The organism is Actinomadura rubteroloni (assembly GCF_002911665.1).
Lineage (GTDB): Bacteria > Actinomycetota > Actinomycetes > Streptosporangiales > Streptosporangiaceae > Spirillospora > Spirillospora rubteroloni.
This window is the reverse complement of sequence record NZ_MTBP01000001.1, coordinates 1,410,025-1,435,975: the sequence shown is the minus strand read 5'-3', so window position 1 is coordinate 1,435,975 and position 25,951 is coordinate 1,410,025. Positions and strand designations below refer to the sequence as shown.

Below are 25,951 nucleotides of genomic sequence, written 5' to 3'. Positions count from 1 at the left end.
GCGCGGTCAGTCGCCGGTGTCGCCGGGCGCCACGATCTCGTAGCCCAGCTCGTCGATGACCGGCGGGCCGTGCTCGGACGCGAGCGGCACCGACACCGCCTCCGAATGCGCGCCGCACCCGTGGTCGGCGGAGACCACACGGCCGTCGTCGGGCGCGTACTCGTTGGCGCACACCCCGAACATCTGCCGTAGCTCGCCCGCCATAAGCGTGTAGAAGCCGCAGGTGGAGCATTGCGCGGGCGCGGCGGTCGCGATCGACGCGTGCGGCCCGGCCGGGCCCTCGTACCAGCGCGCGGCGGCCTCGTCGCGGCCCTCGCGCGACAGCACCCGGACGCGCCCGAGCCCGAGTTCGTACTGCTCCTGCCGGTCCAGCTCGTCGTCCACGGCGGCGAACCCCGGCGCGAGCCGGACGTCGTCGGGCGCGGTCGGCAGCAGGTCGCCGGGGCCGAGGTCGCCGGGGCGCAGCCGCTCCAGCCACGGCACCCACTCGGGCGCGAGCAGCGCGCCGTCGCCGGGCAGCAGCACGCACTCGTCCACCGTGACGACCTTGGACCGGGACGCCCGCGCGACCGTCACCGCCCAGTGCCAGCCTTGATAGGCCGGGTCCAGGCAGGCGAACGCGTGCGTGACCACCCGGTCGGCCTCGGCGCGCAGCCCCAGATGGTCGCCCACCTTCCCCGGCCGGGCCGTCTCCTCGGCGGCGGCGCGGGCGATGTCGACGGCCGCCGCGCAGGCCGGATCGACGGCGGGCGGGCGGGTGCGGCGTGCGGAACTGGACCGAGACAGTGGGCTCACGCCTCAATTCTCACCCATCGGAGGACGCGAACGGACACACCGCCCCGCCGCGCCGGGTTATGGTGCCAGGTCGTCGGCCACGGCACGCAGGACCGTGGCGATCTTTTTGGCCTCCGCCGGGGCGGGGTGCTTGCCGCGCCGGTAGGTCTCGGAGATGCCGTCGAGCAGCTTGATGAGGTCCTCGGTGATCAGCACCATCTCGTCCGGCTTCTTGCGCCGCTGCTTGGCGATGGTCTTCTCCACCGACGGCAGCGTGTCGAGGACGCGCAGCGACAGCGCCTGCTGCCCGCGCCGGCCCTCCACGACGCCGAACTCCACCCGCTGGCCGGGCTTGAGCGCCTGGACGCCGCCCGGCAGCGCGGAGGAATGCACGAAGACCTCACCGCCGTCGTCACGGGTGAGAAAGCCGAACCCCTTGTCGGCGTCGTACCACTTCACCTTGCCAGTGGGCACGGGAGACCTCGTTCAGCTCTCGTCCTGGATCGGCCCTCAAGATTAGCGTCACGTCACGCCCCGGCATAATGCCGCCGCGGACGGACAGAACGTACCCTCGAACCACCCGGAAAGCACCCGAAAATCACGGTAGATGATCTTCAGCGCGGGACGCGGAACCCGCCGAGCCAACCCGGGAACGCCAGAAGGTCCGGCAGGACGACGTCCGCCCCGTAGGCCGTCAGCTCGGCCGCGGCGAACGCGCCGGTCGCGACCGCGACGGCCGTTGCGGACGCGGCGCGGGCGGCGTCCACGTCCCCGGTGTGGTCGCCGACGTAGGCCAGCGCGCGGTGCTCGCGCAGCACGACGCCCTTGTCCACGCCGAACAGGCCGCCGACGACGACGTCGGCGTCCAGCCCGAGGAACCGGACGGTCCGCTCGGTGTCGGCCTGGTTCTTGCCCGAGACGATCACGACGCGCCCGCCGTCGGCCCGGACGTGCGCGAGGGCGTCCCGCGCGCCGGGCATCAGGGCCGTGACGGGCACGGCGACGTCGGCGTACAGGGCGCGGTAGCGGGCGGCCATCGCGGCGATGCGCCCGGCGGGGAACCAGTAGGCCAGTTCCTCTTCCAGCGGCGGCCCGATGCGGCCGACGACGGCCTCGGTGTCGATCGCCACGCCCGTCTCGGCCGCCAGCGCGGCGTAGACGGCGGCGATGGCGGTGCGCGTGTCGGCGAGGGTCAGGTCGAGGTCGAACCCGACGCAGTATCCGTCCCGGCACACTTCGGCGACATCAGGGAGCACTCCACCACTTTACGGTCGTGACAAAGCCGTCGCCGCCCATTCCCGGCACGGGCACCGCCGGGGTACGTTCACCCGACCCGATCCGCCGGACAGAGCAGAATCCCGCGTCCCCTCGGTAGTGGCGATGCGACGGGATCCGAGTGAAGGGACGCGGGACTCCGCATCCACCCCATACCCGACCGCCCTGCCGAAAACCGCATGACCTGGAAAAACAACGTCACCGCCAAGGCCCGGAGCGGCAAAACGGCGTCCGATCCCCCGGAGGCGAGGCCCCGATGACCGAACGACCCGACACGACCCGCGCGGCCCATCGCAAAGCCGGGGTCTCTTTGCGCCGCAAAGTGACCGGATACGTGGCCACGGCCGTGTCTCTCATCACAACGCTGGTCGTCGCGGTGCTGGCGATCCACATCGTGTTCGTCGCGTTCGAGGCCAACACCGGCAACCCCATCGTGGACTGGTTCGGCGACGCCGCACGGACCCTCGCGTGGGAGTTCGTGGACGTCTTCCGGCCCGGCGACCCGAAAATGGACGTCGCGGTGAACTACGGCCTGGCCGCTCTGGTCTACCTCGTGGCGGGCCGGATCGCGGTCGCGCTCGTCCGCCGCGCCGCACCGTGACCCGGACGCCCATGCCTTAGTGTTCTTGCGGAGGAACACACGACGATGACGAGTTCTACGCGCGAGCGGATCGTGGCCGAATCGCTGCGCCTGTTCGCCGAGCGGGGCTACGCCGCGACGTCGGTCGCCGAGATCGAGGCGGCGGCGGGCCTGTCGCCGGGCGCGGGCGGCCTGTACCGGCACTTCCGGTCCAAGGAGGAAGTGCTCGCGTCGGCGATCCGCGAGCACATCGAGCGCACCCGCAAGCAGGTCAACGACGTGCTCGCCGGGGCCTCCGCCTATGAGGACCGTCCGCTCCACGTCCGGCTGAAGATGACGTGCCACGCGGGCCTGGCGAAGATGCGCGAGGAGCAGGACCTCATCCGGGTGCTGTTCCGCGACCTCGACCAGTTCCCGAACCTCGTCGCCGAGATGCGCGAGGGGATCGTCAACCCGCTCTACGACGGCATCGCCGCGTGGCTGTCGGCGCAGCCGGAGTTCGCGGGCGCCGACGAGGACTGGCCCGCCATCGCGTCCATCCTCGGCGGGGCCGTGGTGAACTACTGGCTCGCCAACGAGTCGATGTACGAGCCGCCGACGCGGATCGACGAGAAGCGGTTCGTGGAGAGCTGGGCGCGGCTCGGCATGGGCCTGGTCGCCGGGCCGGACCGGCTGCCGCGCGAACCCGCGTCCTGACCGGCGTTCCGGACGCCGCGCCGGGAGGGGACGGACGGTCCGCTCCCGCGCGCCGTTACATTGGAGCCGGATGGAAAGCTTCGCGGACTGGCTGCGCGCGCGCGACGACGACGCCCTGCGTGCGCTGCTGTCCGCACGGCCCGAACTGGTCGCGCCCGTCCCGGCCGACCTCGCCGCGCTCGCGGCCCGCGCCGCCACCCCCGCCGCGATCTCCCGCGCCCTCGACCGGCTCGACCGGTTCACGCTCGCGACGCTGGAGGCCGTGCTCGTCCTGCCCGGCACCGACCCGGCCACCGCGCTCGCCGCGCCGCCCGAACGCGTCGCCGAGGCCGTCGCGACGCTGACGGAGAACGCCCTGGTGTGGGGCGAGCCGGGGCCGCGCGCCGCGCCGGGCGTCCGGCAGGCCGTGCCCGCCCCGGCCGGGCTCGGGCCGCCGATCGCCGAGGCCTTCGCCGGGTATGCGCCCGCGCGGCTCGCCGAACTCGTCGCCGACCTGACGGGCGAGGAGCAGAACGGCTTCCCCGACGCGGGCCGGCTGCTCGCCCGGCTCGCCGAACTCCTCGCCGACCCCGGCCCGCTCGTGGACGACGCGGGCCCCGAGGCCCGCGCCGCGCTGGAGCGCCTGGTGTGGGGGCCGCCGTCGGGACGGGTGTCGGACGCGCGCCGGCCCGTCCGGGTCGACACCGCCGTCACCCCGATCGAACGGCTGCTGGCGCGCGGCCTGCTCGCCGCCGAGGACGACCGGACCGTCACGCTGCCCCGCGAGATCGCCCTGCACCTGCGCGGCGGACGCCTGTTCGCCGAGCCCTGCGACGCGCCGCCGCCGCTGCCCGAACCGCGCGAGCCCCGGCCGGACCGGGTCGCGACGGCCGCCGCCGGGGAGGCGTTCACGGCCGTCCGGCTGGTGGAGGAGCTGCTGGAGCGGTGGAGCCTCGCGCCGGTCCCGGTGCTGCGCAGCGGCGGCCTCGCCGTCCGCGACCTGCGCGCCGCCGCGACGCTGCTGGACGTCGAGGACTGGCGGGCCGCGCTGCTCGCCGAGACCGCCCTGGCCGCCGGGCTGCTGACCCGCAGCGGCGACCTGGACGGCGAATGGGTGCCGACGCCCGCCTACGACCTGTGGCTGCTGCGCGACATCGCCGGACGCTGGGTGGAGCTGGCGCGCGGCTGGCTGCGGACCGACCGCGTCCCGGGCCTGGCGGGCGAGCGCGACGACCGGGACCGGCTGATCAACGCGCTGAGCGAGGCCGTCGTGCGGGGCGGCGCGGCCGACCTGCGCCGGTCGGCGCTGACGGTGCTGGCGGACGCGCCGCCCGGGACGTCCGCCGACGCCGACGCCGTCCGGGCGCGGCTGGCGTGGCTGCGGCCCCGCTGGTACGCCGGGCGCGGCGGCGTGTTCCGCGACCGGATGGCCGGCTGGACGCTGCGCGAGGCCGCCGCGCTCGGCATCACCGGGTTCGGCGAGCCGTCCCCGTTCGGCCGCGCGCTGCTCGCGGGCGCCGACCCCGAACCGCTGCTGGAACCGCACCTGCCCGAGCCGGTCGACCGGATCCTCATCCAGGCCGACCTGACCGCCGTCGCGCCCGGCCCGCTGGTGGCCGAGCTGGCGCGGGAGCTGGCGCTCGCGGCGGACGTGGAGTCCACCGGCGGCGCGACCGTCTACCGGTTCACTCCCGCCTCCGTCCGGCGGGCGCTGGACGCGGGCCGCACCGCCGCCGAGCTGGCCGAACTCCTCGGCCGGCACGCCACCGGGCCGCTCCCGCAGCCGCTCGCCTACCTGATCGACGACGTCGCGCGGCGGCACGGGCAGCTCCGCGTCGGGTCGCTGGCGTCCTACGTCCGCACCGACGCCGCCGCGACGCTGGACGAGATCCTCGCCGACCGCCGCGCCGCCGGGCTGCGGCTGTTCCGGCTCGCCCCGACCGTGCTGGCGTCCGCGCTGCCCCGCACCGAGCTGCTGGACGCGCTGCGCGACCTCGGCCTCGCGCCCGTCGCCGAGCACCCGGGCGGCGAGGTGATCGTCACCCGGCCGGACGCGCACCGGGCCGAGCCGCCACCGTCCACCGAGATCGTCCGGCTGCGGCCGGGCACCGCCGACACCGCCATGATCGACGCGGCGGTGCGCGCGCTGCGGGCCGGGGACGAGGCCGCCCGGTACGCCGCACCGGCCGGGGAGCCGCCCCGCTCCCCCGCGATGGCCACCGTGGAGCGGCTGCGCGGCGCCGTCGAGAGCGGCCGGCGCGTGTGGATCGGCTACCTGGACCAGCAGGGGCAGTCGTCCAGCCGCATCGTGGAGCCCGTCCGGGTGGACGGCGGGTTCCTCACCGGCTACGACGCGACGCGCGCGGCCGTCCACCGGTTCGCGCTGCACCGGATCACCGGCGTCACCGAGCTGGACGAGGGCTAGGGAAGACACGGCGCCGGTCCGCCGTTGGGTCCGGTGGGCCGCGCGACGGGGTAGCGTGCGTGAGCCCGGTCCCCATTCCTTATTCGGAGGCTTCGCCGGTGACCGACGGTCCGCTCATCGTCCAGTCCGACAAGACCCTGCTGCTGGAGGTCGGCCACCCGGCCGCCGACGCCTGCCGCAAGGACATCGCCCCGTTCGCCGAACTCGAACGGGCGCCCGAGCACGTCCACACCTACCGCGTCACGCCGCTCGCGCTGTGGAACGCCCGCGCCGCCGGGCACGACGCCGAGCAGGTCGTGGACGCGCTGCTCAAGCACTCGCGCTATCCCGTCCCGCACGCGCTGCTCGTCGACGTCGCCGACACCATGGCCCGGTACGGGCGGCTGCGGCTGGAGAAGCACCCCGAGCACGGCCTGGTCCTGATGTCGTCGGACCGGTCGGTGCTGGAGGAGGTGCTGCGCGCCAAGAAGATCAAGGGCATGATCGGCGACCGGCTGGGCGACGACGCGGTGCTCGTCCACCCGAGCGAGCGGGGCGCGCTCAAGCAGGCGCTGCTCAAGCTCGGCTGGCCCGCCGAGGACCGCGCCGGCTACGTGGACGGCGAGGCGCACGCCATCGACCTCGCCCAGGACGGCTGGGAGCTGCGCCCCTACCAGCGCGAGGCCGCCGACGCGTTCTGGCACGGCGGCTCGGGCGTCGTGGTGCTGCCCTGCGGGTCCGGCAAGACGATCGTGGGCGCCGCCGCGATGGCCCGCGCCCGCGCGACGACGCTGATCCTCGTCACGAACACCGTGTCGGCGCACCAGTGGAAGCAGGAGCTGATCAAGCGGACGTCCCTCACCGAGGACGAGATCGGCGAGTACACCGGCGCGAAGAAGGAGATCCGGCCCGTCACGATCGCGACGTACCAGATCATGACGACGCGCCGGAAGGGCGCCTACGCGCACCTGGAGCTGTTCGACGCCCGCGACTGGGGTCTCGTGCTGTACGACGAGGTCCACCTGCTGCCCGCGCCGATCTTCCGCATGACCGCCGACCTCCAGGCCCGCCGCCGCCTCGGGCTGACGGCCACGCTCGTCCGCGAGGACGACCGCGAGGGCGACGTGTTCTCCCTCATCGGCCCGAAGCGCTACGACGCGCCGTGGAAGGACATGGAGGCGCAGGGCTGGATCGCGCCCGCCGACTGCGTGGAGGTCCGCGTGACGCTGACCGACTCCGAGCGGCTCGCCTACGCCACCGCCGAGCCCGAGGAGCGCTACCGGTTCTGCGCGACGACCGGCACCAAGACGCGGCTCATCGAGGCGCTGGTGAAACGGCACGCGGGCGAGCAGACGCTCGTCATCGGCCAGTACATCGACCAGCTCGACGAGCTGGGCGCGCTGCTGGACGCCCCGGTGATCAAGGGCGAGACGCGGGTGAAGGAGCGCGAGCGGCTGTTCGCGGCGTTCCGGTCCGGCGAGATCGACGTGCTGGTCGTGTCGAAGGTCGCGAACTTCTCCATCGACCTGCCGGAGGCGACCGTCGCCGTCCAGGTGTCGGGCGCGTACGGGTCGCGGCAGGAGGAGGCGCAGCGGCTCGGCCGGCTGCTGCGGCCCAAGGCGTCCGGGCGGGGCGCGCGGTTCTACGCGGTCGTGGCGCGCGACACGCTCGACCAGGACTACGCCGCGCACCGGCAGCGGTTCCTCGCCGAACAGGGCTACGCGTACCGGATCGTGGACGCCGACACCGTCCTTTCGGGAGGCGAGTTCTAGGCCAGGATGGCCCCGCGGCTACCAGCCTCAGCGCGGGCTTCCTGGCCGCTCGGCGCGGCGGCAGATTGGTCGCCATGACTACGACAACGGCACTTCCCCTCAAGAACGGTCAGTGGGCCGTGGACCCGCTGCACTCGTCGGTGGGCTTCGTCATCCGCCACCTCGGGATCTCCAAGGTGCGCGGCACCTTCCGCGAGTTCGCCACGACGCTGACCGTGGACGGCGACGACATCGCCGTCACCGCCGACGTCGAGGTCGCGTCCCTCGACACGGGGAACTCCGACCGCGACGCGCACGTCCTGCAGCCCGACCTGCTGGACGTCGCCAAGCGCCCCACGCTGTCGTTCCGCTCCACGCGCGTCGAGCGCGACGGCGACGAGGGCACGCTCACCGGCGATCTGACGATCGGGGACGTCACCCGGTCCGTCACGTTCGACGTGGAGTTCGGCGGGCTCGGCGACTTCCCGGGCGCGCCGGGCAAGCACGCCGGGTTCGAGGCCACGGGCGAGATCAAGCGCTCGGACTTCGGGATCGACTTCGGCGCCGGGGAGGCGATCCTGGGCGACAAGATCAAGATTCAGCTCGACGTCCAGTACACCGAGCCCGCCTGACGCTTCAGTAGTGGAACAGCAGCTCGTAGGACGGGTTGCCCGGCGCTGACGGCACGTATTCGGGCGCGGTGCGCGCCACGGCCGCGTGCAGCCGGGCGACGGCCTCCTCGCGCGGGGGCGGAGTGATGCCGAGGGCGGCGAGGAGTTCGGCGCGGGCCGTGTCGAACTCGTCGCCGTCCTCCCGGAAGATCTCCTCCAGCTCGGCGACGTCGGCGTCCGTCGCGTCGCGGTCCAGGTCGCGCCAGTAGGGGAAGCAGGCGACCAGCGTGACGGCCTCGGCGAGGTCGCCGGCGATGAGGCCCGCGCTGCCCTCGGAGTCGGCGTACAGGACGGGCCGGTCCGCGTCGCCGGGGTCGCCGACGAGGAAGTAGGTCCCCCCGCCCGCGTCCCCGGCGATCGGGTGCAGCGGCCGGCCGTTCGGCAGCCGCAGGTCCTCGACGGGGTCGCGGCGGTCGATGTCGAAGTCCCCGGGCCAGGCCAGGAGGTCCGCGATGGTCCGGTCGGACTCGATCCGCCGCAGGAGGTCGCTCTCGCTCACCCGCCGAAGCGTATCCGGCCGTTCACTCGCGGTTCTTCTCCAGGTCGGCGAGGACGGCGGCGAGGCTCGCGAGGACGTGCGCCTCCACGGCGTCCTTGCCGACCCCGACGCTCGCGAGGACGCCGTCACCGTCCTCCTGTTCCAGCAGCGCGAGCAGGACGTGCTCGGTGCCGACGTAGTTGTGGCCGAGGCGCAGCGCCTCACGGAAGGTGAGTTCGAGCGCCTTGCGGGCCTTGGCGTCGTAGGGGACGAGTTCGGGGACGTCCGGCACGCGCTCGGGCAGGCGCGCCGTCGCCGCCTCCCGGACGGCGTCCAGCGTGACGCCCTGGTCGACGATCGCCCGCGACGCGAGTGAGCCGGGGTCGCCGAGCAGCCCGAGGACCAGGTGCTCGGGCCGGATCTCGGCGTTGCCCGCCGTGCGCGCCTCGTTCATCGCGGCCATGACGGCGTTGCGCGCCCGGAGCGTGAAGCGGCTGAACCCCTCGTTCGGGTCCAGGTCCGCCGCGGGCTTCGGGACGAACCGTTTCTGCGCGGCCTGCTTGGTCACGCCCATGCTCTTGCCGATGTCGGTCCAGGACGCGCCCGAGCGCCGCGCCTGGTCCACGAAGTGGCCGATGAGGTGGTCCGCGACGTCGCCGAGGTGCTCGGCGGCGACGACGGCGCTGGAGAGTTGTTCGAGGGCGTCCTCGTGGACGTTCTTGATGGCGTCGATCAGCTCGTCGAGCCGGACCGTCGCCTTGACCGGGTCAGTGTTCGCCATGCGTCAACCATAAGTTGACGCTTTGGGATCGTCAACCCGGAGTTGACCCCGCCCGGTTCATGGTGATCCGTACGTCCCGGGATCGGTAGGGTTCCGGATCGTGCGGGTGGTGGTGACAGGGGCGGCCGGATTCATCGGCGGGCACGCGGTGGCGGCGCTGACGCGCGCCGGGCACGACGTGCTCGCCGTGGACGCGCCCGCCCGCTCGCTCACCCCCGGGCGCGCCCGCGAGCGCTTCGCCGCGCTCGGCGTGCCGACCGCGCACGTCGATCTCGCCGAGGACCCGCTGGACGCGGTGGCCGACGCCGACGCCGTCGTCCACCTCGCCGGGCGGCCCGGCGTCCGGACGTCCTGGGGCGCCGGACGCGCCGCCGTCGCCCGCGACAACGTCGAGGCCACCCGGCGGCTCCTGGACGCCTGCCGGGACTCCGGGGCGAAGGTCGTCCTCGCGTCCAGCTCGTCGGTGTACGGGACGGCCGGCGCCCGCCCGAGCCGCGAGACCGACCCGCCGCTGCCCGCCAGCCCGTACGCCGAGAGCAAGGTCGAGGTGGAGCGGCTGGCGGCCAAGGCGGCGGACGCGGGCGTCGCGGTCGCCGTCCTGCGCTACTTCTCCGTCTACGGGCCGGGCCAGCGCCCCGACATGGCGTTCCACCGCTTCATCGAGGCGGCGCTGGACGGCCGTCCGCTGCCCCTGTTCGGCGACGGAGGCCATCTGCGCTCCTTCACCCACGTCCGCGACGCCGTCGCCGCCACCCTCGCCGCTCTCACCCGGCCGCTGCCGGGCGGCGTCGTCGTCAACGTCGGCAGCGCCGAGCCCGTGTCCGTCCTGGACGCCCTGGAGCGCATCGCGACGGCGCTCGGCGTCCCCGCCGCCGTCACCCGGCGCCCCCTGGTGGCGGGCGACGTCTCGCGCACCTGGGCCGACCCGGGCCGCGCCGCGCACCTGCTCGGCTGGCGGCCCACCACGACGCTGGACGACGGCCTCGCCGACCAGATCGCCTGGCACCGGAGCCTCCGATGAAGCACACGTCCGCGTACTTCGCCTTCGACCGCTTCCCGTCGAGCAAGGGGTCGGCCGTCCACATCGCGCGGATGGCCGACGCGCTGTTCGCCTTCGCGGGCGGCGGGCTGCTCGGCGTGCTCGGCGGCGGCCTGCCGCGCCGCCAGATCGAGGACGACCGGGAGATCCTGCGCTTCGACCCCCAGATCCCGAACCTCATCGACCGCGCCGAGGCGTACTCGGCGTGGGTCGCCGACCGGCTCGCCGAGCACGTCGGGACGCTCGAGATCGTCCACGTCCGCGACCCGTGGAGCGCGCTGCCCGTCGTCACCGCGCCCGGCCGCCGCTACCGCGTCGTGTACGAGGTGAACGGGCTGCCGTCGATCGAGCTGGCGCACACCTGGCCGTCCGCGGCGCCGTCCGCGCTGGCCAAGATCCGCGAGCTGGAGCGGTTCTGCCTGGCGCGCAGCGACGCGGTCGTCGTCCCGTCGCGGGTCATCGCGGACGCGCTGCGCGGGCTGGACGTGCCGGAGGACCGGATCCACCTCGTCCCGAACGGCGCGGACGTGGTCGAGACGCCGGACCGTCCCGCCGACGCCCCCGGCCGCTACCTGATCTACGTCGGCGCGCTCCAGCCGTGGCAGGGCCTGGACGTGCTGCTGCGCGCGTTCGCCCGGCTCGCCGACCTGCCGGACCTGCGGCTGGTGATCTGCGCGTCCGTCCCGGCCCGGCGTGCGAAGCCGGTGCGGCGGCTCGCCGAACGGCTCGGCGTCGCCGACCGGATCGACTGGCGCCACACGCTCCCGCACCCCGAGGTCGCGGCCTGGCTCGCGCACGCCGAGGCGTCGATCGCGCCGCTGACGGGCTGCGCGCGCAACGTCGAGCAGGGCTGCGCGCCGCTGAAAGTCCTGGAGTCGATGGCGGCGGGCGTGCCCGTGGTCGCCTCCGACCTGCCCGCCGTGCGGGAGCTGATGGCGGGCGGGGAGCACGGACGGCTCGTCCCGGCGGACCGTCCCGCCGAGCTGGCCCGTGCCGTCCGGATCCTCCTGGAATACCCGGCCGAGGCGCGCGCGATGGGCGTCCGTGGCCGTGAACACATCCGTTCTGGCCTGACTTGGACGCATTCGCTCGCAAAACTCGATGCCGTTTACCGTACGCTCGCATCCGGCACGGAGTGAGGTGGTCCGGGACGTGTTCTACCGCAAGCAGAAGGCCGCGCTGGCGCGGTTCCATCCCCTTCACCAGGCGCTGGTGCACGAACACCGCCTGTCGGTGACGCTCCCGCGCGACGCCTGGGAACCGCTCATCCAGAGCTGCGCGCAGCACCGGGCGCACGTCAGCCGCCGCAAGTGGGCGCTGCCGGACGAGGTGCCGCTCGTGCTCGTGCCGCTGGTGCGCGTCCTGTCCCGCGACCTGCGCCGCACCGGGACGATCGGTGTCACCGCCGACCTCACCGGCCCCGGGGCCGCCGGCAAGGCCGGGCCGCAGCAGAGCCTCCAGGTGCGGCGGCCGATCCGGCGCGTGCTCCAGTGGTACGCGTTCGACCCGTGGCTCGCCGTGCGCGCCGAACTGCGCGACGGCTCCACGCTCGACATCGCCGTCGTGGACCGCGTCCGGTTCCGCCGGATCACCAAGTCCAACCCGCGCGGCAAGATCAAGACGAAGACCAAGTCCAAGACGCTGCGGGTCATCACCGTCACGCGGCGGCTGCCGAAGGGCGCGGTGCTGACCCGTCCCGCGTCGCCGCCGCCCCCGTGGATCCGCGTCCGGATCAAGGACGGCCCGCGCCCGGTGATCCGCCTGCGCGCGCGGATCCCGAACGCGCCCCGCTCGTCCGGGCTGCCGAACCACATCCTGCACCTGTCGGCCGAGGCGTTCCGGTGGACGGCGCCGCAGGCGAGGAGGGCGTCGTGAACCCCTGCACGGTGACGACCGGGTTCTTCCTGCTGCGCGGCTGCGGCCGTCCGGCCGTCGCGGGCTGCGCGCGGTGCGGGCGCGGGCTGTGCCAGGGCCACGCCGCACAGAACGGCGGCATCTGCCCGGAGTGCTCGGCGCCCGCGACCGAGGACTTCTACCACCCGTACTGGACGGACGGTTATCGCCGCCGGTACTACACCGAGAGCGCCAGCGCCTACAACGACCCGTACTGGTACTCGACGTTCGACACCTACGACCGGGGCGCGTTCGACCAGGGCGGCGACTGGGCGTCCGGCGGCGGGGACTTCGACGGCGACTTCGACGGCTCGGACTTCGTGGACTCCTGATGCGGGTCCTCTGGGTCACCGAGCACTATCCGCCGAGCAAGGGCGGCATGGCCGAGTCGTGCGACCGGATCGTCCGGGGGCTGCGCGGCGCGGGCGTTTCGGTGGACGTCGCGCACCTGACCCGCCGGGCCCGGCCGTGGCGGACCGAGCGCGAGCACGGCGGGCTGCTGATCACCGCGCCGCTCGCCGACGATCCCGAGCACGCGCTGCGGCGGCTGCTGACGGCCGTCGGCGGGCCGTACACGCACGTGGTCGCGTTCGGCGGGACCTACGCGCTGCTGGCCGGGCCCGTCCTGGCGTCGCTGCTGGACGCGCGACTGATCACTCTGCTGCGCGGCAACGACCTGGACACCGGTGTGTTCTCGGTGCGGCGGCGGCCGGTGCTGACGGACGCTTTGCGTGCGTCGGCACGGGTCTGCGTCGTTGCGCGGTCGCATATTCCGCTGGTGCGGGCTCTGGCGCCGGACGCCGCTGTCACGTTCGTCGCCAACAGCGTGGACACCGCGCAGTGGCAGGTGCTGCCGTCCGAGCGGTCGCAGGCTATGGCGTGGCGCACCGAGCACGTCGCGGACGGACGGCGCACGCTCGGGCTCATCGGGCAGCTCAAGAGCAAGAAGGGCGTCGGGTTCCTGCTGGACGCGCTGCACGCCTCGGGGCACGCCTCCCGGTTCCATCTCGTCCTGGTCGGGGAGCTGGAGGAGAGCGTCCTCGCGCGACTGGACGTCCCGCACACGCACCTGCCGTTCCGCGAGCGCTACGACCTGCCGTCGGTCTACGCGGCGTGCGATCTGGTGGCGCTGCCGTCCTTCTACGACGGGATGCCGAACGTGGCGCTGGAGGCGGCGGCGCTCGGCGTGCCGCTGCTGGCGTCCGACGCGGGCGGCCTCGCCGACGTCGCCGACGACCGGATCGGCTTCACCTTCCGCGCCGGGGACGCGCACGGCTGCCGCGCCGCGCTGGACCGGGCGGCCCGCGCCACGGACGCCGAGCTGGCCAAACTCGGCGCGGCGGCGGCCGAGCGGGTCGCGCGGGACTTCGCGCCCGCCGCCGAGACCGCCGGCTACCGGGCCGTGCTGTCCGGGACCTTGTGATCCTCTGCCACGCCGAAGGGGACGGGCTGGGGCATCTCACGCGCGTCCGGGCGTTCCTCCACACGACCGGGCGACGCGGGCCCGTCGCCTACCGGACCGCGTCACCGTTCGCCGCCGATCCCCGCGTGGTCGGCGCCGTCGCCCCGGGCGAGTTCGTTGCCGGGGCGGCGGACAGCCCGGACGAGTTCGTCGGGGGCTCGGGCGGTCCGGACGAGTCCGTCGAGGCAGGGGCCTCGGGCGAGCCCGCCGGGGCCGAAGCGTCGGGCGTTCCCGACGAGTTCGTCGTCGATGCCTTCCCCGCCGGGCGGGACGGCGAGCTGAGCGCCGCCGACGTCCCGCCCGGCGCCCGGACGATCCATCTCGCGCGGCTGCTGCGCTGGGACGTGTACCGGGAGCGCCTGCCCACCGATCCGATCCGCTACGACCGGACGTACGTGCTGGAGGACCTGCACCCTGAGCACCTCGCGTATCTGCGGTCGGTGTCGGACGAACTGCTGCCGCTCGTCCTGCGCGACCCGCCCGCGCCCCCGGCCGGCGAACCGGTACGCGGCTGGCTGATCGTCCACTCCGGCCCGGACGCCGAGATCCTCGAACTCGCCGCGTACGCGCTGGACATGGCCGCTTCGGAGGGCGTCGCGCCCGAGATGACGCTCGTGGCGCCGCGCCGTCCGGACGGCCTGCCGCCCGGGATCGTCCACCGCGACGTCTATCCGGCGTGGCCGCTCGCGGCGGGCGCGGACCGACTCGTCACGGCGGCGGGCTTCAACGCCGTCCGGCAGTTCGCGCCGTGGCGGGAACGGCACCGGATGCTCCCGTTCCCGCGCACGCTGGACGACCAGTTCGCGCGGGCGCGTCAGGCGCGCAGCCTCGGCAGCACCTCGGCGCCGTAGAACTTGAAGAACGCGTCCTGGTCCGGGCCGATCTGGCTCATGTAGACCTCCTCGAACCCGGCGTTCGTGAACTCCTCGACGGCCGCGATATGTCGGTCGAGGTCCGGTCCGCAGGGGACCTTCTGCTTGACGCGGTCCACGGTGACCATCTCACTGACCTGCTTGAAGTGCCGGGGCTGCGTCAGCACCTGCGACGCCTCGCCGGGGACCTGCTCGTTGCGCCACAGGCGGTGCGCGGTCGCGGCGCATTCGTCCTCGTCCGGGCCGTAACACGCCTTGAACCCACCGGCGACGATCTTCCCTTCGCCCCCTTCGTCCCGGAACAACTGCACGGCCTCGGCGTCCGGGAACGTGGACATCAGGCCGTCCGCCAGCCGAGCCGCCATCGAGATCGCCTTCGGCCCGTAAGCCGACATCAGAATCGGCGGCGGATCGTCCGGCACCGTGTAAAGCCGCGCCGTCTCCACCGTGAAGTGCCGCCCCCGATGCGAGATCTGCCGCCCGCCGTGCAGCGCCCGGATGATCTCGACGGCCTCCTCCAGCATCTCCAGCCGCTCGGCCGCCGACGGCCAGTGCTCGCCGGTGATGTGCTCGTTCAGCGCCTCACCCGTCCCGACACCGAGCCGGAACGTCCCGCCCGTCATCACCTGCGACGTCGCCGCGGCCTGCGCCACGATCGCCGGGTGATACCGCACGGTCGGACACGTCACCGCCGTCGTCACCGGGATCGACACCACTTGCGACAACGCCCCGATCACCGACCACACGAACGGCGCCTCGCCCTGCTCGGGCAGCCAGGGATGGAAATGATCAGAGATCCACAGCGCGTCGAACCCGGAGTCCTCAGCAAGCTGCGCCTGCCGGATCAGCTCGTCCGGCCCGTGCTCCTCACAGTTCAGCGTGTACCCGAAAACAGTCATGCCGCCCGCCTACCCCCACCACCCAAACCCAACTGTCCCCCCACACCAAAACCCACTCAACCCACGCCGCCAGAACCCAGACTCACCACCCACACCCCGCACCCACCCATCAGAGCGCGAGACTCGGGCTCCCCGCCCCGCGTCCGCCCGCTCAACGCACGCGGGCGCCCGCGCGATCCGGACTCGCCGCCCTGCGCGCTGCGCCTACCCGGTCAACACGGCGAGCGCCAGCGGGGCCTGGCTCGCCACCGCGCCCCCGCCTCCGCGTGGTCAGCGGGCGCGGCCGCTCGCGCGACCCCGGCCCGCCGCCCCCACGCCGCACCCGCCCGGTCAACACGGGCGGGTGCGGGCGGGCGCAGTGCTTGGGCTCGTCGCTCTGCGCCCCCGCGTTCGGCCGGTCAGCGGGCGCGGGCGCCGGCGCGGAGGCGCTCGGGATCGATCTCACGGGCCGGATAGCGCCGCAAATACTCGGCCTCCAACTGCTCGGTGCGGGAGGTGTGCTCGGCCAGCGCATCGTCGCTGCCGTGCCGGAGCGTGTCCGTCCGCGTCGCGTGCAGATGGGCCAGCTCGCGGAACAGGTCGTCGTCGTGCAGTCGGGACGCGTCGATTCCGGTACTCATGCCGCCCGCCTACCCCGTCACCCGGCCGCGAATCCGCGCCGGGGACGGCAGAACACCCGCAACTGGCCCGGGTACTTGCCGAACTCGATCGCGGACGGCACCGTCGAGACCTCCCCGTCGCGCGCCAGCCGCAGCCCGTCGGCCGGGGCGACGACGTCCAGCACGTCGGTCTTCCACTGCCGGTAGCCGGGCACCGCGCGCAGATGGCCGAGCAGGACGGACGCGACCGCCCGCAGCCGGGGCATCCGCCCGCCCGCCAGGACGAGCCGGACGTCCAGCCGTCCGTCGTCCAGCCGCTTGCGCCACGTCGGGGCGGGGCCGCGCGAGCCGAACGAGCAGTTGCCCACGAAGCCCAGCCAGACGCGGACCGGGCGGCCGCCCACCCGCATGTCCACGGGCTGGGCGTGCCGCAGCGTCCGGGTCGCCGCGACGGCCAGCGCCGCCCACTTCCCGAGCCGTCCCTCCAGCCGCTCGCGCCGGTCGACCAGCTCGGGGTAGGCACCGAAACTCGCCGTGTTCAGGAACAGCAGGTCCTCCTCGCCGCCGTTCGCGGGGGCCGCGAACGCCACGTCCGCGCGGCCCAGGCAGCCCTCCCGGTACGCCGCGACGGCGTCGGCGGGGTGTTCGAGGCCGAGCGCGCGGGCGAAGTGGTCGAACGTCCCGCCGGGGACGGGCAGAAGCGGAACGCGGTTCCGCAACGCCGCGCGGGCGCCGACGTTGACCGTCCCGTCGCCGCCGATCACCGCCAGCACCTCGGCGCGGGCGGCGGCCTCGTCCAGGACTTTCGCCAGGTCGTCACCGGACTCGTGCCGGACGATCTCCGCCGCGGGGAACTCGCGTTCCACCAGGTCCAGGGCCAGTTCGCCGGACGTGGGCAACAGCCCGGCGCCGTTGTCCCCCGACCCGCCGTTCACCACGACGACCATGCCCTGGCCGTCCGGGGCGATCTTGACGCGTTCACCGCTCGTCCGGGCGACCTCGGCCACCGCCGGGCGCGCTGGCCACACCAGCCGCGTCCCCGCCCCCGCCAGCGCGCCGAGCGCCACGCCCGCCAGCACGTCCCCCGGATAATGCGCGCCGGTGTAGACGCGGGAGAACGCGACCGCCGCCGCCGTCGCCGCCACCGGCACCGCGACACGCGGCGGCGCCTCCAGCGCCACACCCGTCGCGAACGCCGCCGCCGACGCCGAGTGCCCCGACGGGAACGCGTGCGACGACGGGGGCCGCCAGCGCACCCGCCGCGTCGGCACGAGATCCAGCACCGGCCGTCTCCGCCGGAACGCCTGTTTGCCGAGCAGGTTCACCACCGGGCTGGCCACCGCGATCCCGAGCATCCCGCGCAGTGCCGCCCGCCGCAGGCCCGCCCGGCGCGTCGCCGCGAGGCCCGCCGCCGTCCCGAACCAGAGGACGCCGTGGTCCGCCGTCCGCGACAGCACCGGCAGCACGTGCTCCAGACCCGTCAGCCGCGCCGCCGCGACCCGGTCGAAAGCACGCCGGTCCAGGTCCGCCAGCAGCCGCAACCCGCGCGGCCCGCCGTTCCGTCCGTTGTTTCGCCACATGCTCCGGGGTATCCCCGGGACGTGCGACATGATTCCCGTAGATCTCAATCCGGCCGTACATGCGGGTGAACGTCACGGGAAGGAGACGGACTGCAATAGGCTTCGCGACATGAGTCACCGGGAACCGCTCGGCGCCTCCTCCGGCGAGCCGGTCGCCACTCTCAGCGATCCGGCTCCGTGGAATGGCGCGGGCAGTGCGTCGCTGGCGGAGTTCGCCGCCCAGCACGGACTTCGGCAGAGCGCGGCGCGACCGAAGCTGCCCGCCTACGTCAAGGCGCTCTGGCAGCGGCGGACGTTCATCTGGAACCTCGCCAGCGCCAAGACCGCCGCGACCTACAGCGGCTCACGACTCGGCCAGGTCTGGCAGATCCTGACCCCCCTGCTCAACGCCGGGGTCTACTACCTGATCTTCGGTCTGCTACTCGGGCAGAACAAGCACATCCACAACTACCCGGCGTTCCTCATCACCGGCGTCTTCGTCTTCACGTTCACCCAGCGGTCGCTGAGCGCGGGAGCACGGTCGATCGGCAACAACATGTCGCTGATCCGCGCTTTGCACTTCCCGCGCGCGACACTGCCGCTCGCCTACGTGATCATGGAGCTGCAGCAACTCCTGATCTCGATGGGCGTCCTCATCGTGATCGTGCTCATCACCGGCGAGCCACCCAGTCTTCAATGGCTGACCCTCTTTCCGGCACTTGTTCTTCAACTGATATTCAACATCGGCATCAGCATGATGGTCGCCCGGCTCGGCGCGTTCATCCAGGACGTCCAGCAGCTCCTGCCGTTCATCACCCGCACCTGGCTCTACTTCTCCGGCGTCTTCTTCATGATCGCCGAGCGGGTGGACAGCATCACCAAGCACGGCCACCACTGGATCGGGCGGGTCTTCGAGGCCAACCCGGCCGCCGTGTTCATCGAGCTGGTCCGGTTCGCGCTGCTGGACACCTACCACCGGGACGCCGCGAAATACCATCTGGACCACGGCCTCATGTGGCTGTACGCGGTGATCTGGGCGGTCGTCGCTTTCGTCGGCGGGTTCTGGTACTTCTACCGCGCGGAGGAGAGGTACGGCCGTGGTTAAGACTCTGAAGGAGAGAGGCGCGGTGGCCGAAGCGCAGCCCGAGGTGCGCCCCGACCCGACACGTGAGCCGATCGTCGTCGTGGACGGCCTGCACATCATCTACCGCGTCTACAGCGGAGGCGGCGGCAAGGGCAGCGCCGCGACGGCACTGATGCGCATCGTCAAGCGGGAGAGCCGTCCGCAGACGAAAGAGGTCCACGCCGTCAAGGGCGTCTCCTTCATCGCCTACCGGGGCGACGCGATCGGCATCGTCGGCACCAACGGGTCCGGCAAGTCGACGCTCCTCAAAGCCATCGCGGGCCTCCTGCCGCCCGCGCGCGGCGCGGTCTACACCGACGGTCAGCCGTCCCTGCTCGGCGTCAACGCCGCGCTCATGAAGGACCTTTCGGGTTCGCGCAACATCACGCTCGGCTGCCTGGCGATGGGCCTGTCGCCCGACGAGACCAGGGCCAGCTACGACGCGATCGTCAAGTTCGCCGACCTGAAGCCGGGGTTCATCGAATACCCGATGAGCACCTACTCGTCCGGCATGGGCGCGCGGCTCCGGTTCGCCATCGCGGCGGCCCGTACCCACGACGTCCTGCTCATCGACGAGGCCCTCGCCACCGGCGACGCCAAGTTCAAGCGCCGCAGCAAGGCCAAGATCGACGAGCTGCGCGAGGACGCGGGCGCGGTCTTCCTCGTCGCGCACAACCTCGACGTCATCGAGGAGACCTGCAACCGGGTCATCTGGCTGGACGACGGCCGCGTCAAGATGGACGGCGACCCCGAAGAGGTCCTCGGCGCGTACACCGAGGCCACCGGAAAGTGACCATCACGTAAGGACGAGGAGGCCGCCCATGCCCGCACCGCTGCCCGACGAGTACCTGCCGCAGGTTCCGTCCTTCACGCTGACCAGCACCGACATCGCGGACGGCGCCACCCTCGCGGACGCGCACGTCTTCGACGACTGGGGCTTCACCGGCGGCAACACCTCGCCCCAGCTCGCCTGGTCCGGCTTCCCCGCCGAGACGAAGAGCTTCGCGGTGACGTGCTACGACCCCGACGCCCCGACGGGCAGCGGCTTCTGGCACTGGGTCCTGTTCGACGTCCCGGCCACCGTCACCGTACTCCCCACCGGCGCCGGCACCCCGGACACCAAGACGGGCGTCCAGGCCCGCAACGACTACGGCCAGAAGGCGTTCGGCGGCGCCGCACCCCCGCCCGGCCCGCCCCACCGCTACGTCTTCACCGTCCACGCCCTGGACGTCGAATCCCTCGGCGTGGACTCCGACACGTCCCCCGCCGTGGTCGGCTTCAACATCACCGCCCACACCCTGGCCCGCGCCAAGATCGTCGCCCACTACGGCGTCTGACGCCCGCATGGGGCGGGCAGCCGCCCGCCCCACCACCGGCCCGCCTACGCTCAGGCGAAAAGCTCCTCGATGTGCTCAATGGCAACGGCGCGCTTTCCCCACGCGGTCAGAAGGGCGGTGTCCGTGCAGCTCGTGATCCGCTCACGCACATCGTCGCGGATCTCGAACCCCCGCGCCTCCAGCACGTTCAGCAGCATCTCGGCCTCACCCTCCGCGCGGCCTTCGGCGCGGTGCGACTTGGCGAAGTCGCTCTGCCACTCGTAGTTGTCGATCTTCACGATCTTCTCCAGGAGTTCTCTGGGGGCCGCCGACAACCGCGACGTCAGATAGTCATGGTACAGGCGGCCAGTTTTCGGGTCGACGCTGTCGATGGCGGCTGCCGCGCACTTCAGCACGGAGGCGCTCTCGGGGCCCTCGGCGTGGCCCAGGGCGCTGAGGATCACCATCTCGGGCTGCCGGCGGGCTTCCTCGGGGTCGGTGACGGCGGGGAGGCGGCCGGGGCACAGGACGAGCGGCTTCAGCGTCCAGCCCGGATGGCCCATCTCGATGGGCTTGTCGCAGCGGCGGGCCGTGCTCTCGTCCGGACACAGGACGAGCAGCACCACCGGGCACTCGTGGCGCAGCCGCAGCGACGAGAGATACGCGGGCCAACTGAAGGTCTTCCGCTTCGAGTACCGGAGCTGGGTCTCCACGATGATGCCGAAGGACGGTTCCTCCGGATCGCCGATGAGCACGGTGGCATCGCAGCGCAGTTCGGCGGGGTGCACGTCCGCGAAGGACTCGGAGCCGAGCGTGGCCCGGTCGTCGTCGGGAGTCGCGACGCCGAAGGCCGTGCGCAGCAGTTCGGGGGCGAGCAGCGGCCGGTTGCGCACCAGTTCCAGCGGCAGCTCGTGATCAATGGATGGCACACGGTCAAGCTAGCCGGGAGCGAAAGATCACGGAGGGTTTCCACAGAAGTCGCGGCATTTGGGCGGACGACCGGCTGAGCGGACTCGTCATTCTCATGTCTCCGCAGGTCAGACCATACCTTTTATCCGATCTGCCACAGCCCCATAACCCACAGCCCGACGGCCAGGCCGTCACGATCCGCTACCGCGGGGCAGCGGGCCGGGAAAGCGGAAAGGCCCGCACCGGGGGTGCGGGCCTTTCTCGGGTCGGGGGTCAGTCCTTGTTGAAGTTGACCGCGCCTTCGATGGGGGGCGGGCTGTCCGGGACGCCGGACGGCTTGGGCACGCCCTTGAAGGTGAACTTCGCTTCCTCGCCGGTGCCCTCGACGCCGACGATCACGATCTGGCCGGCCTTGAGCTCGCTGTAGAGGATCTTCTCCGACAGGTTGTCCTCGATCTCCCGCTGGATCGTCCGGCGCAGCGGCCGGGCGCCGAGGACGGGGTCGTAGCCCCGCTCGGCCAGCAGGTCCTTGGCCTCCTGCCGCAGTTCGATCCCCATGTCGCGGTCGCGCAGCCGCTCGTCCACGCGGGCGATCATCAGATCCACGATCTGGATGATCTCCTTCGGGGTGAGCTGGTGGAAGACCACCGTGTCGTCCACGCGGTTGAGGAACTCGGGGCGGAAGTGCTGCTTCAGCTCCTCGCCGACCTTGGCCTTCATCCGGTCGTAGGAGCCCTGGTCGTCGTTGGACCGCGCGAACCCCATCGACTGGCCCTTGGAGATGTCCCGGGTGCCGAGGTTGGTCGTCATGATGATGACCGTGTTCTTGAAGTCCACGACGCGGCCCTGCGCGTCGGTGAGGCGGCCGTCCTCCAGGATCTGGAGCAGCGAGTTGAAGATGTCCTGGTGGGCCTTCTCGATCTCGTCGAACAGGACGACCGAGAACGGCTTGCGGCGCACCTTCTCGGTGAGCTGGCCGCCCTCCTCGTACCCGACGTAGCCGGGCGGGGAGCCGAACAGCCGCGAGACGGTGTGCTTCTCCATGAACTCGGACATGTCGAGCTGGATCAGCGCGTCCTCGTCGCCGAACAGGAACTCCGCCAGCGTCTTGGACAGCTCGGTCTTACCGACGCCGGACGGGCCGGCGAAGATGAACGAGCCACCGGGACGCTTGGGGTCCTTCAGGCCCGCGCGGGTGCGCCGGATCGACTGGGAGAGCGCGCGGATCGCGTCCTCCTGGCCGATGACGCGCCGGTGCAGCTCGTCCTCCATGCGGAGCAGGCGGCTGCTCTCCTCCTCGGTCAGCTTGAAGACCGGGATGCCGGTGGCCGTCGCGAGGACCTCGGCGATGAGCTCCTCGGTGACCTCGGCGACGACGTCCATGTCGCCGGCCTTCCACTCCTTCTCCCGCTGCGCCTTCTGGGCGAGGAGCTGCTTCTCGGAGTCGCGCAGCGCGGCGGCCTTCTCGAAGTCCTGCGCGTCGATCGCGGACTCCTTCTCGCGCCGGACGTCCGCGATCTTCTCGTCGTACTCGCGCAGGTCCGGCGGGGCGGTCATGCGGCGGATGCGCATCCGCGAGCCGGCCTCGTCGATGAGGTCGATCGCCTTGTCGGGGAGGAAGCGGTCGCTGATGTAGCGGTCCGCGAGCTGGGCGGCGGCGACGAGCGCGCTGTCGGTGATCGACACGCGGTGGTGCGCCTCGTAGCGGTCCCGCAGGCCCTTGAGGATCTCGATCGTGTGCGGCAGGGACGGCTCGGCGACCTGGATGGGCTGGAACCGGCGCTCCAGCGCCGCGTCCTTCTCCAGGTACTTGCGGTACTCGTCCAGCGTCGTCGCGCCGATGGTCTGCAGCTCGCCGCGGGCCAGCATCGGCTTGAGGATGCTGGCGGCGTCGATCGCGCCCTCGGCGGCGCCCGCGCCGACGAGCGTGTGCAGCTCGTCGATGAACAGGATGATGTCGCCGCGGGTGCGGATCTCCTTCAGGACCTTCTTGAGGCGTTCCTCGAAGTCACCGCGGTAGCGGGAGCCGGCCACCAGCGCGCCGAGGTCCAGCGTGTAGAGGTGCTTGTCCTTGAGCGTCTCGGGGACCTCGCCCTTGACGATCTTCTGGGCCAGCCCCTCGACGACGGCGGTCTTGCCGACGCCGGGCTCGCCGATCAGCACCGGGTTGTTCTTGGTGCGGCGCGACAGCACCTGCATGACCCGCTCGATCTCGGTGTCGCGGCCGATCACCGGGTCGAGCTTGCCCTCGCGGGCGGCCTGGGTCAGGTTGCGGCCGAACTGGTCCAGGACGAGCGACGTGGAAGGCGCCGCCTCCGAGGGCGCGCCCGCCGTGGCGGTGCCCTTGTCCTGGTAGCCGTGCAGCAACTGGATCACCTGCTGGCGCACCCGGTTCAGGTCCGCGCCGAGCTTCACGAGCACCTGGGCGGCGACGCCCTCGCCCTCGCGGATCAGGCCGAGCAGGATGTGCTCGGTGCCGATGTAGTTGTGGCCGAGCTGCAGGGCCTCCCGCAGCGAAAGCTCCAGCACCTTCTTGGCGCGCGGAGTGAACGGGATGTGCCCGGACGGCGCCTGCTGGCCCTGGCCGATGATCTCCTCGACCTGCTGGCGCACGGCCTCCAGGCTGATCCCGAGGCTCTCCAGTGCCTTGGCAGCGACACCCTCACCCTCGTGGATCAGGCCCAGGAGGATGTGCTCGGTGCCGATGTAGTTGTGGTTGAGCATCCTGGCCTCTTCTTGAGCCAGGACGACAACCCGCCGCGCGCGGTCGGTGAACCTCTCGAACATCTCGTCGCTCCTCACAGAGCGGTTGGTCGAGTCCGGTACGTCCGGATTCGTCCTTCCGCATGCTAGCCCGCCCCGAGGATGCCGCCCGGTGCCTTCCCACCAGGAGACGTTCCCCAGCTGAGCGCTGTTCAGTCCCATCCAACTACCGCTGCGGTGCGCGATGTTCCCGCTACGCCGCAAGCGAACGGGCCTTATCGCCCGCGGTCCGCGACGCGTCCCGAGCAAAGCTGAATGGGTCCTGTGTACCGCACTGCGAGGACCGCAACCCACCGATCGCTACGCCACAAGCGAACGGCCCGCCCCGGAGCACGAGACGGGCCGCCGGCCCGGACGCGAGGGTCAGTGGGCCGCTTCGTACTTCTCGATCACATTCTGCGGGATCCGGCCCCGCTCATTGACCTTGATGCCGTGGGCCTTGGCCCAGGCGCGGATCTCCGCGCTGCGCTCGCGGTTGGAGCCGGTGCGCGGACGGCGCCGGCGGGCGGTGCCGGCCTTGCGCGACTTCTCCACGAACGGCTGCAGGGAATCCCGCAGCTTCTTTGCGTTGGCGCTGCTGAGGTCGATCTCGTAGGAGGCGCCGTCGATCGAGAACGCTACGGTCTCGTCCGCCTCGCCGCCGTCGAGGTCGTCGACGAGAAGCACCTGGACCTTCTGTGCCATGAGGACAGACCTTTCGGTTCGAGCAAACTTCATTCGGTTGAACGAACATATACCGCGAGCGTTGCCGATGACAATTCAGCGCGCGCGTCGGAAGTCATCTTGCCCGCGGTAACGCATCGTAATCGCCGGGGCCGGAATCTGGTGGACCGCCGTTACCGTGGCGCGCCGCCCCGCGGACGGGCCGGCGCGGCGGGAATTGTCCCGGCACGGCACGGCCGCCATATGGCCGTGACGCCCGCCACCTCGGCCCCCTCACCAGGGGATCCGCCCGCGTATTGGACCGGGCTTCCAAGGCGGCGACGGCATTCCCGGACGTGTCCGCGCGCCCATGCGGTGTCCCGAAAGGCAGGACACGGAGCGTTAACCGGCCCGTCCGGACGGGCCGGCTACGCCCTCGATTAAGCCCGGCGTATCGGGACTAAGCGCGCCATCGGCCAACGAATGCACCCGGAGCACGGCGGCTCCGGGCATGCCCCAGGGACCCGCGACCGGGCCATGTCAACGAATAACGAGACCGGCCGGACGGGCGGAAACCGCTTGCAGCGAAGGGAGCGCCGCTCCTTTTAGCGCCAGTTAAGTCGCCAATGCCGTGCTTGTCCGGAGGCGGGGTTCCGGACGGCGCCAGCGAACAAGATACGGCACCGGCACGTCCTCCCGAGGCTTCTCCGGCGCCCTTCGGAAGACGCGCACGGGACGCCGTCGGCGGCTCATCTCGCGTAACGGCCAATTCGACATGGCCGGGTGGTCAGGTCGATCTCGCCGATGCGTACGGCGTGTCGCGCGGTGGGACGGGGTCTACGGCCTCCACGCGGCGCTTGACTTTCATCTCGCGTATTGGCCAGGCCGTTACCGGGAACCGGCGCGGCGGCCGATCCGGAGGGCACCGGATACGGCCGCCCGATACGCCGTTATTCGGGGGAGCCGGGGGCCTCGGGACGCGCCCGGACGACGTCCGTGCCCGCGAATCGGTCGTGCAGCGCCCGGCGCGCCCCGTCGGGGACCTCGCGCCGCGCCCCCTCGTAAATGAAGGCGCCGTTCACGACCCAGAAGAAACCCGCCAGAAGGCCGAGCACGGGCACGGGACGCACCGCGATCGGCAGGTTGTAGGTCGCCGCCCGCAGGAGCGCCCGTCCGGCCCCCAGGCGTTCGGCGCCGTCCGCGGGGACGACCTCGATGCCCGCGACCCGCTTGCCGGGCGTGCGGCCCCACAGGGCGATCTGGGGCGCCTCGTAGGCCAGCAGGAGCAGGGCGACGAGCGGGGGCGCGAGCACGTCCAGGCGCGACCGCGGGACCGTCTGGAGCAGCACGGCGACGACGGGCAGCCCGACGATCAGCGTGTCCACGATCCGGGCGAGCAGCCGCTGCCCGGGGTCGGCGAGGTCCGCGCGGTGCGGGACGTGCGGTTCCTCGGGGGCCAGATCCCCCGCCGGCTCGGCCGTCACGC

The 25,951-nt window shown here is 72.4% G+C and carries 26 protein-coding genes; 14 read left to right on the top strand and 12 right to left on the bottom strand.

The window, feature by feature from the left end; all coding sequences use genetic code 11:
* Positions 1-6: 6 nt before the first annotated feature.
* The 3 genes from BTM25_RS06410 to BTM25_RS06400 form a co-directional block, all read right to left on the bottom strand.
* Entirely contained in the window at positions 7-795 is a 789-nt protein-coding gene (locus tag BTM25_RS06410) for a DUF3027 domain-containing protein (protein WP_168212025.1), read from the bottom strand.
* 57 nt (positions 796-852) lie between these two features.
* On the bottom strand, positions 853-1,248 hold the full coding sequence (locus tag BTM25_RS06405) for a cold-shock protein (RefSeq protein ID WP_103561782.1): 396 nt from the start codon (positions 1,246-1,248) through the stop codon (positions 853-855).
* Between the two features lie 140 nt (positions 1,249-1,388).
* Entirely contained in the window at positions 1,389-2,030 is a 642-nt protein-coding gene (locus BTM25_RS06400; RefSeq protein WP_103561781.1) for an HAD family hydrolase, read from the bottom strand.
* Between the two features lie 365 nt (positions 2,031-2,395).
* Here BTM25_RS06400 and BTM25_RS06395 point away from each other — a divergent pair, with 365 nt between their 5' ends.
* The 5 genes from BTM25_RS06395 (at position 2,396) to BTM25_RS06375 (ending at position 8,091) form a co-directional block, all read left to right on the top strand.
* The gene (locus BTM25_RS06395) at positions 2,396-2,650 is read left to right on the top strand and encodes a hypothetical protein (protein ID WP_205647976.1); all 255 of its coding nucleotides are present in this window, start codon (positions 2,396-2,398) and stop codon (positions 2,648-2,650) included.
* A 45-nt stretch (positions 2,651-2,695) separates the two neighbouring features.
* Complete coding sequence (locus BTM25_RS06390) at positions 2,696-3,325, top strand: TetR/AcrR family transcriptional regulator (RefSeq protein ID WP_168212024.1); 630 nt, start codon at positions 2,696-2,698, stop codon at positions 3,323-3,325.
* Between the two features lie 70 nt (positions 3,326-3,395).
* On the top strand, positions 3,396-5,729 hold the full coding sequence (locus BTM25_RS06385; RefSeq protein ID WP_103561780.1) for a helicase-associated domain-containing protein: 2,334 nt from the start codon (positions 3,396-3,398) through the stop codon (positions 5,727-5,729).
* Between the two features lie 98 nt (positions 5,730-5,827).
* Complete coding sequence (locus tag BTM25_RS06380) at positions 5,828-7,480, top strand: DNA repair helicase XPB (protein ID WP_103561779.1); 1,653 nt, start codon at positions 5,828-5,830, stop codon at positions 7,478-7,480.
* 74 nt (positions 7,481-7,554) lie between these two features.
* Positions 7,555-8,091, top strand: a complete 537-nt coding sequence (locus BTM25_RS06375) for a YceI family protein (protein ID WP_103561778.1) — start codon at positions 7,555-7,557, stop codon at positions 8,089-8,091.
* A 4-nt stretch (positions 8,092-8,095) separates the two neighbouring features.
* Here BTM25_RS06375 and BTM25_RS06370 read toward each other — a convergent pair whose 3' ends face one another.
* Together BTM25_RS06370 and BTM25_RS06365 are read right to left on the bottom strand one after the other, a co-directional pair.
* Positions 8,096-8,629 (bottom strand): hypothetical protein, encoded by a 534-nt coding sequence (locus BTM25_RS06370; RefSeq protein WP_103561777.1) that lies wholly within the window; start codon positions 8,627-8,629, stop codon positions 8,096-8,098.
* Positions 8,630-8,651: 22 nt separating this feature from the next.
* Positions 8,652-9,389 (bottom strand): Clp protease N-terminal domain-containing protein, encoded by a 738-nt coding sequence (locus tag BTM25_RS06365; RefSeq protein WP_103561776.1) that lies wholly within the window; start codon positions 9,387-9,389, stop codon positions 8,652-8,654.
* Positions 9,390-9,489: 100 nt separating this feature from the next.
* Here BTM25_RS06365 and BTM25_RS06360 point away from each other — a divergent pair, with 100 nt between their 5' ends.
* From BTM25_RS06360 to BTM25_RS06335, 6 genes are all read left to right on the top strand, one after another.
* On the top strand, positions 9,490-10,410 hold the full coding sequence (locus tag BTM25_RS06360; protein WP_235828268.1) for an NAD-dependent epimerase/dehydratase family protein: 921 nt from the start codon (positions 9,490-9,492) through the stop codon (positions 10,408-10,410).
* Positions 10,407-11,567, top strand: a complete 1,161-nt coding sequence (locus tag BTM25_RS06355; protein WP_103561775.1) for a glycosyltransferase family 4 protein — start codon at positions 10,407-10,409, stop codon at positions 11,565-11,567. The genes BTM25_RS06360 and BTM25_RS06355 overlap by 4 nt, the downstream gene beginning before the upstream one ends.
* Before the next feature lies 1 nt (position 11,568).
* A complete protein-coding gene (locus BTM25_RS06350) occupies positions 11,569-12,303 on the top strand; it encodes a hypothetical protein (RefSeq protein WP_235828267.1) in 735 nt (244 codons plus the stop codon).
* Entirely contained in the window at positions 12,300-12,653 is a 354-nt protein-coding gene (locus BTM25_RS06345; RefSeq protein ID WP_235828266.1) for a hypothetical protein, read from the top strand. The genes BTM25_RS06350 and BTM25_RS06345 overlap by 4 nt, the downstream gene beginning before the upstream one ends.
* Positions 12,653-13,744, top strand: coding sequence for a glycosyltransferase family 4 protein (locus tag BTM25_RS06340; RefSeq protein WP_235828265.1), 1,092 nt, complete (start codon positions 12,653-12,655; stop codon positions 13,742-13,744). Before BTM25_RS06345 ends, BTM25_RS06340 begins: the two co-directional genes overlap by 1 nt.
* Before the next feature lie 125 nt (positions 13,745-13,869).
* Complete coding sequence (locus BTM25_RS06335; RefSeq protein ID WP_235828264.1) at positions 13,870-14,634, top strand: hypothetical protein; 765 nt, start codon at positions 13,870-13,872, stop codon at positions 14,632-14,634.
* On the opposite strand, the gene BTM25_RS06330 is transcribed toward BTM25_RS06335, so the two are convergent.
* From BTM25_RS06330 to BTM25_RS06320, 3 genes are all read right to left on the bottom strand, one after another.
* A complete protein-coding gene (locus BTM25_RS06330; protein ID WP_103561771.1) occupies positions 14,598-15,554 on the bottom strand; it encodes a TIGR03557 family F420-dependent LLM class oxidoreductase in 957 nt (318 codons plus the stop codon). The two genes, BTM25_RS06335 and BTM25_RS06330, sit on opposite strands and share 37 nt — an antisense overlap.
* Positions 15,555-15,952: 398 nt before the next feature.
* The gene (locus BTM25_RS06325; RefSeq protein ID WP_103561770.1) at positions 15,953-16,174 is read right to left on the bottom strand and encodes a DUF6158 family protein; all 222 of its coding nucleotides are present in this window, start codon (positions 16,172-16,174) and stop codon (positions 15,953-15,955) included.
* A gap of 17 nt (positions 16,175-16,191) precedes the next feature.
* The gene (locus BTM25_RS06320) at positions 16,192-17,733 is read right to left on the bottom strand and encodes a bifunctional phosphatase PAP2/diacylglycerol kinase family protein (protein WP_103561769.1); all 1,542 of its coding nucleotides are present in this window, start codon (positions 17,731-17,733) and stop codon (positions 16,192-16,194) included.
* Positions 17,734-17,842: 109 nt separating this feature from the next.
* Here BTM25_RS06320 and BTM25_RS06315 point away from each other — a divergent pair, with 109 nt between their 5' ends.
* From BTM25_RS06315 to BTM25_RS06305, 3 genes are read left to right on the top strand one after another with little or no spacing between them, the layout of a single operon-like run.
* Positions 17,843-18,817, top strand: a complete 975-nt coding sequence (locus tag BTM25_RS06315) for an ABC transporter permease (protein WP_103561768.1) — start codon at positions 17,843-17,845, stop codon at positions 18,815-18,817.
* Positions 18,818-18,839: 22 nt separating this feature from the next.
* Positions 18,840-19,628 (top strand): ABC transporter ATP-binding protein, encoded by a 789-nt coding sequence (locus BTM25_RS06310; RefSeq protein WP_103561767.1) that lies wholly within the window; start codon positions 18,840-18,842, stop codon positions 19,626-19,628.
* Between the two features lie 28 nt (positions 19,629-19,656).
* Entirely contained in the window at positions 19,657-20,172 is a 516-nt protein-coding gene (locus BTM25_RS06305; protein ID WP_103561766.1) for a YbhB/YbcL family Raf kinase inhibitor-like protein, read from the top strand.
* Positions 20,173-20,222: 50 nt separating this feature from the next.
* Here BTM25_RS06305 and BTM25_RS06300 read toward each other — a convergent pair whose 3' ends face one another.
* The 4 genes from BTM25_RS06300 to BTM25_RS06285 all read right to left on the bottom strand — a co-directional run bounded on the left by BTM25_RS06300 (position 20,223) and on the right by BTM25_RS06285 (position 25,949).
* Positions 20,223-21,080, bottom strand: coding sequence for a hypothetical protein (locus BTM25_RS06300; RefSeq protein WP_146058985.1), 858 nt, complete (start codon positions 21,078-21,080; stop codon positions 20,223-20,225).
* A gap of 253 nt (positions 21,081-21,333) precedes the next feature.
* Positions 21,334-23,847: an ATP-dependent Clp protease ATP-binding subunit gene (locus BTM25_RS06295; RefSeq protein WP_103561764.1), complete on the bottom strand. Its 2,514-nt coding sequence runs from the start codon at positions 23,845-23,847 to the stop codon at positions 21,334-21,336.
* A gap of 339 nt (positions 23,848-24,186) precedes the next feature.
* Positions 24,187-24,507, bottom strand: coding sequence for a histone-like nucleoid-structuring protein Lsr2 (locus BTM25_RS06290; RefSeq protein ID WP_103561763.1), 321 nt, complete (start codon positions 24,505-24,507; stop codon positions 24,187-24,189).
* Between the two features lie 908 nt (positions 24,508-25,415).
* Positions 25,416-25,949 carry an RDD family protein gene (locus BTM25_RS06285; RefSeq protein ID WP_235828263.1) on the bottom strand — a complete coding sequence of 178 codons (534 nt, stop codon included), beginning with the start codon at positions 25,947-25,949 and terminating at the stop codon, positions 25,416-25,418.
* Positions 25,950-25,951 lie beyond the last annotated feature (2 nt).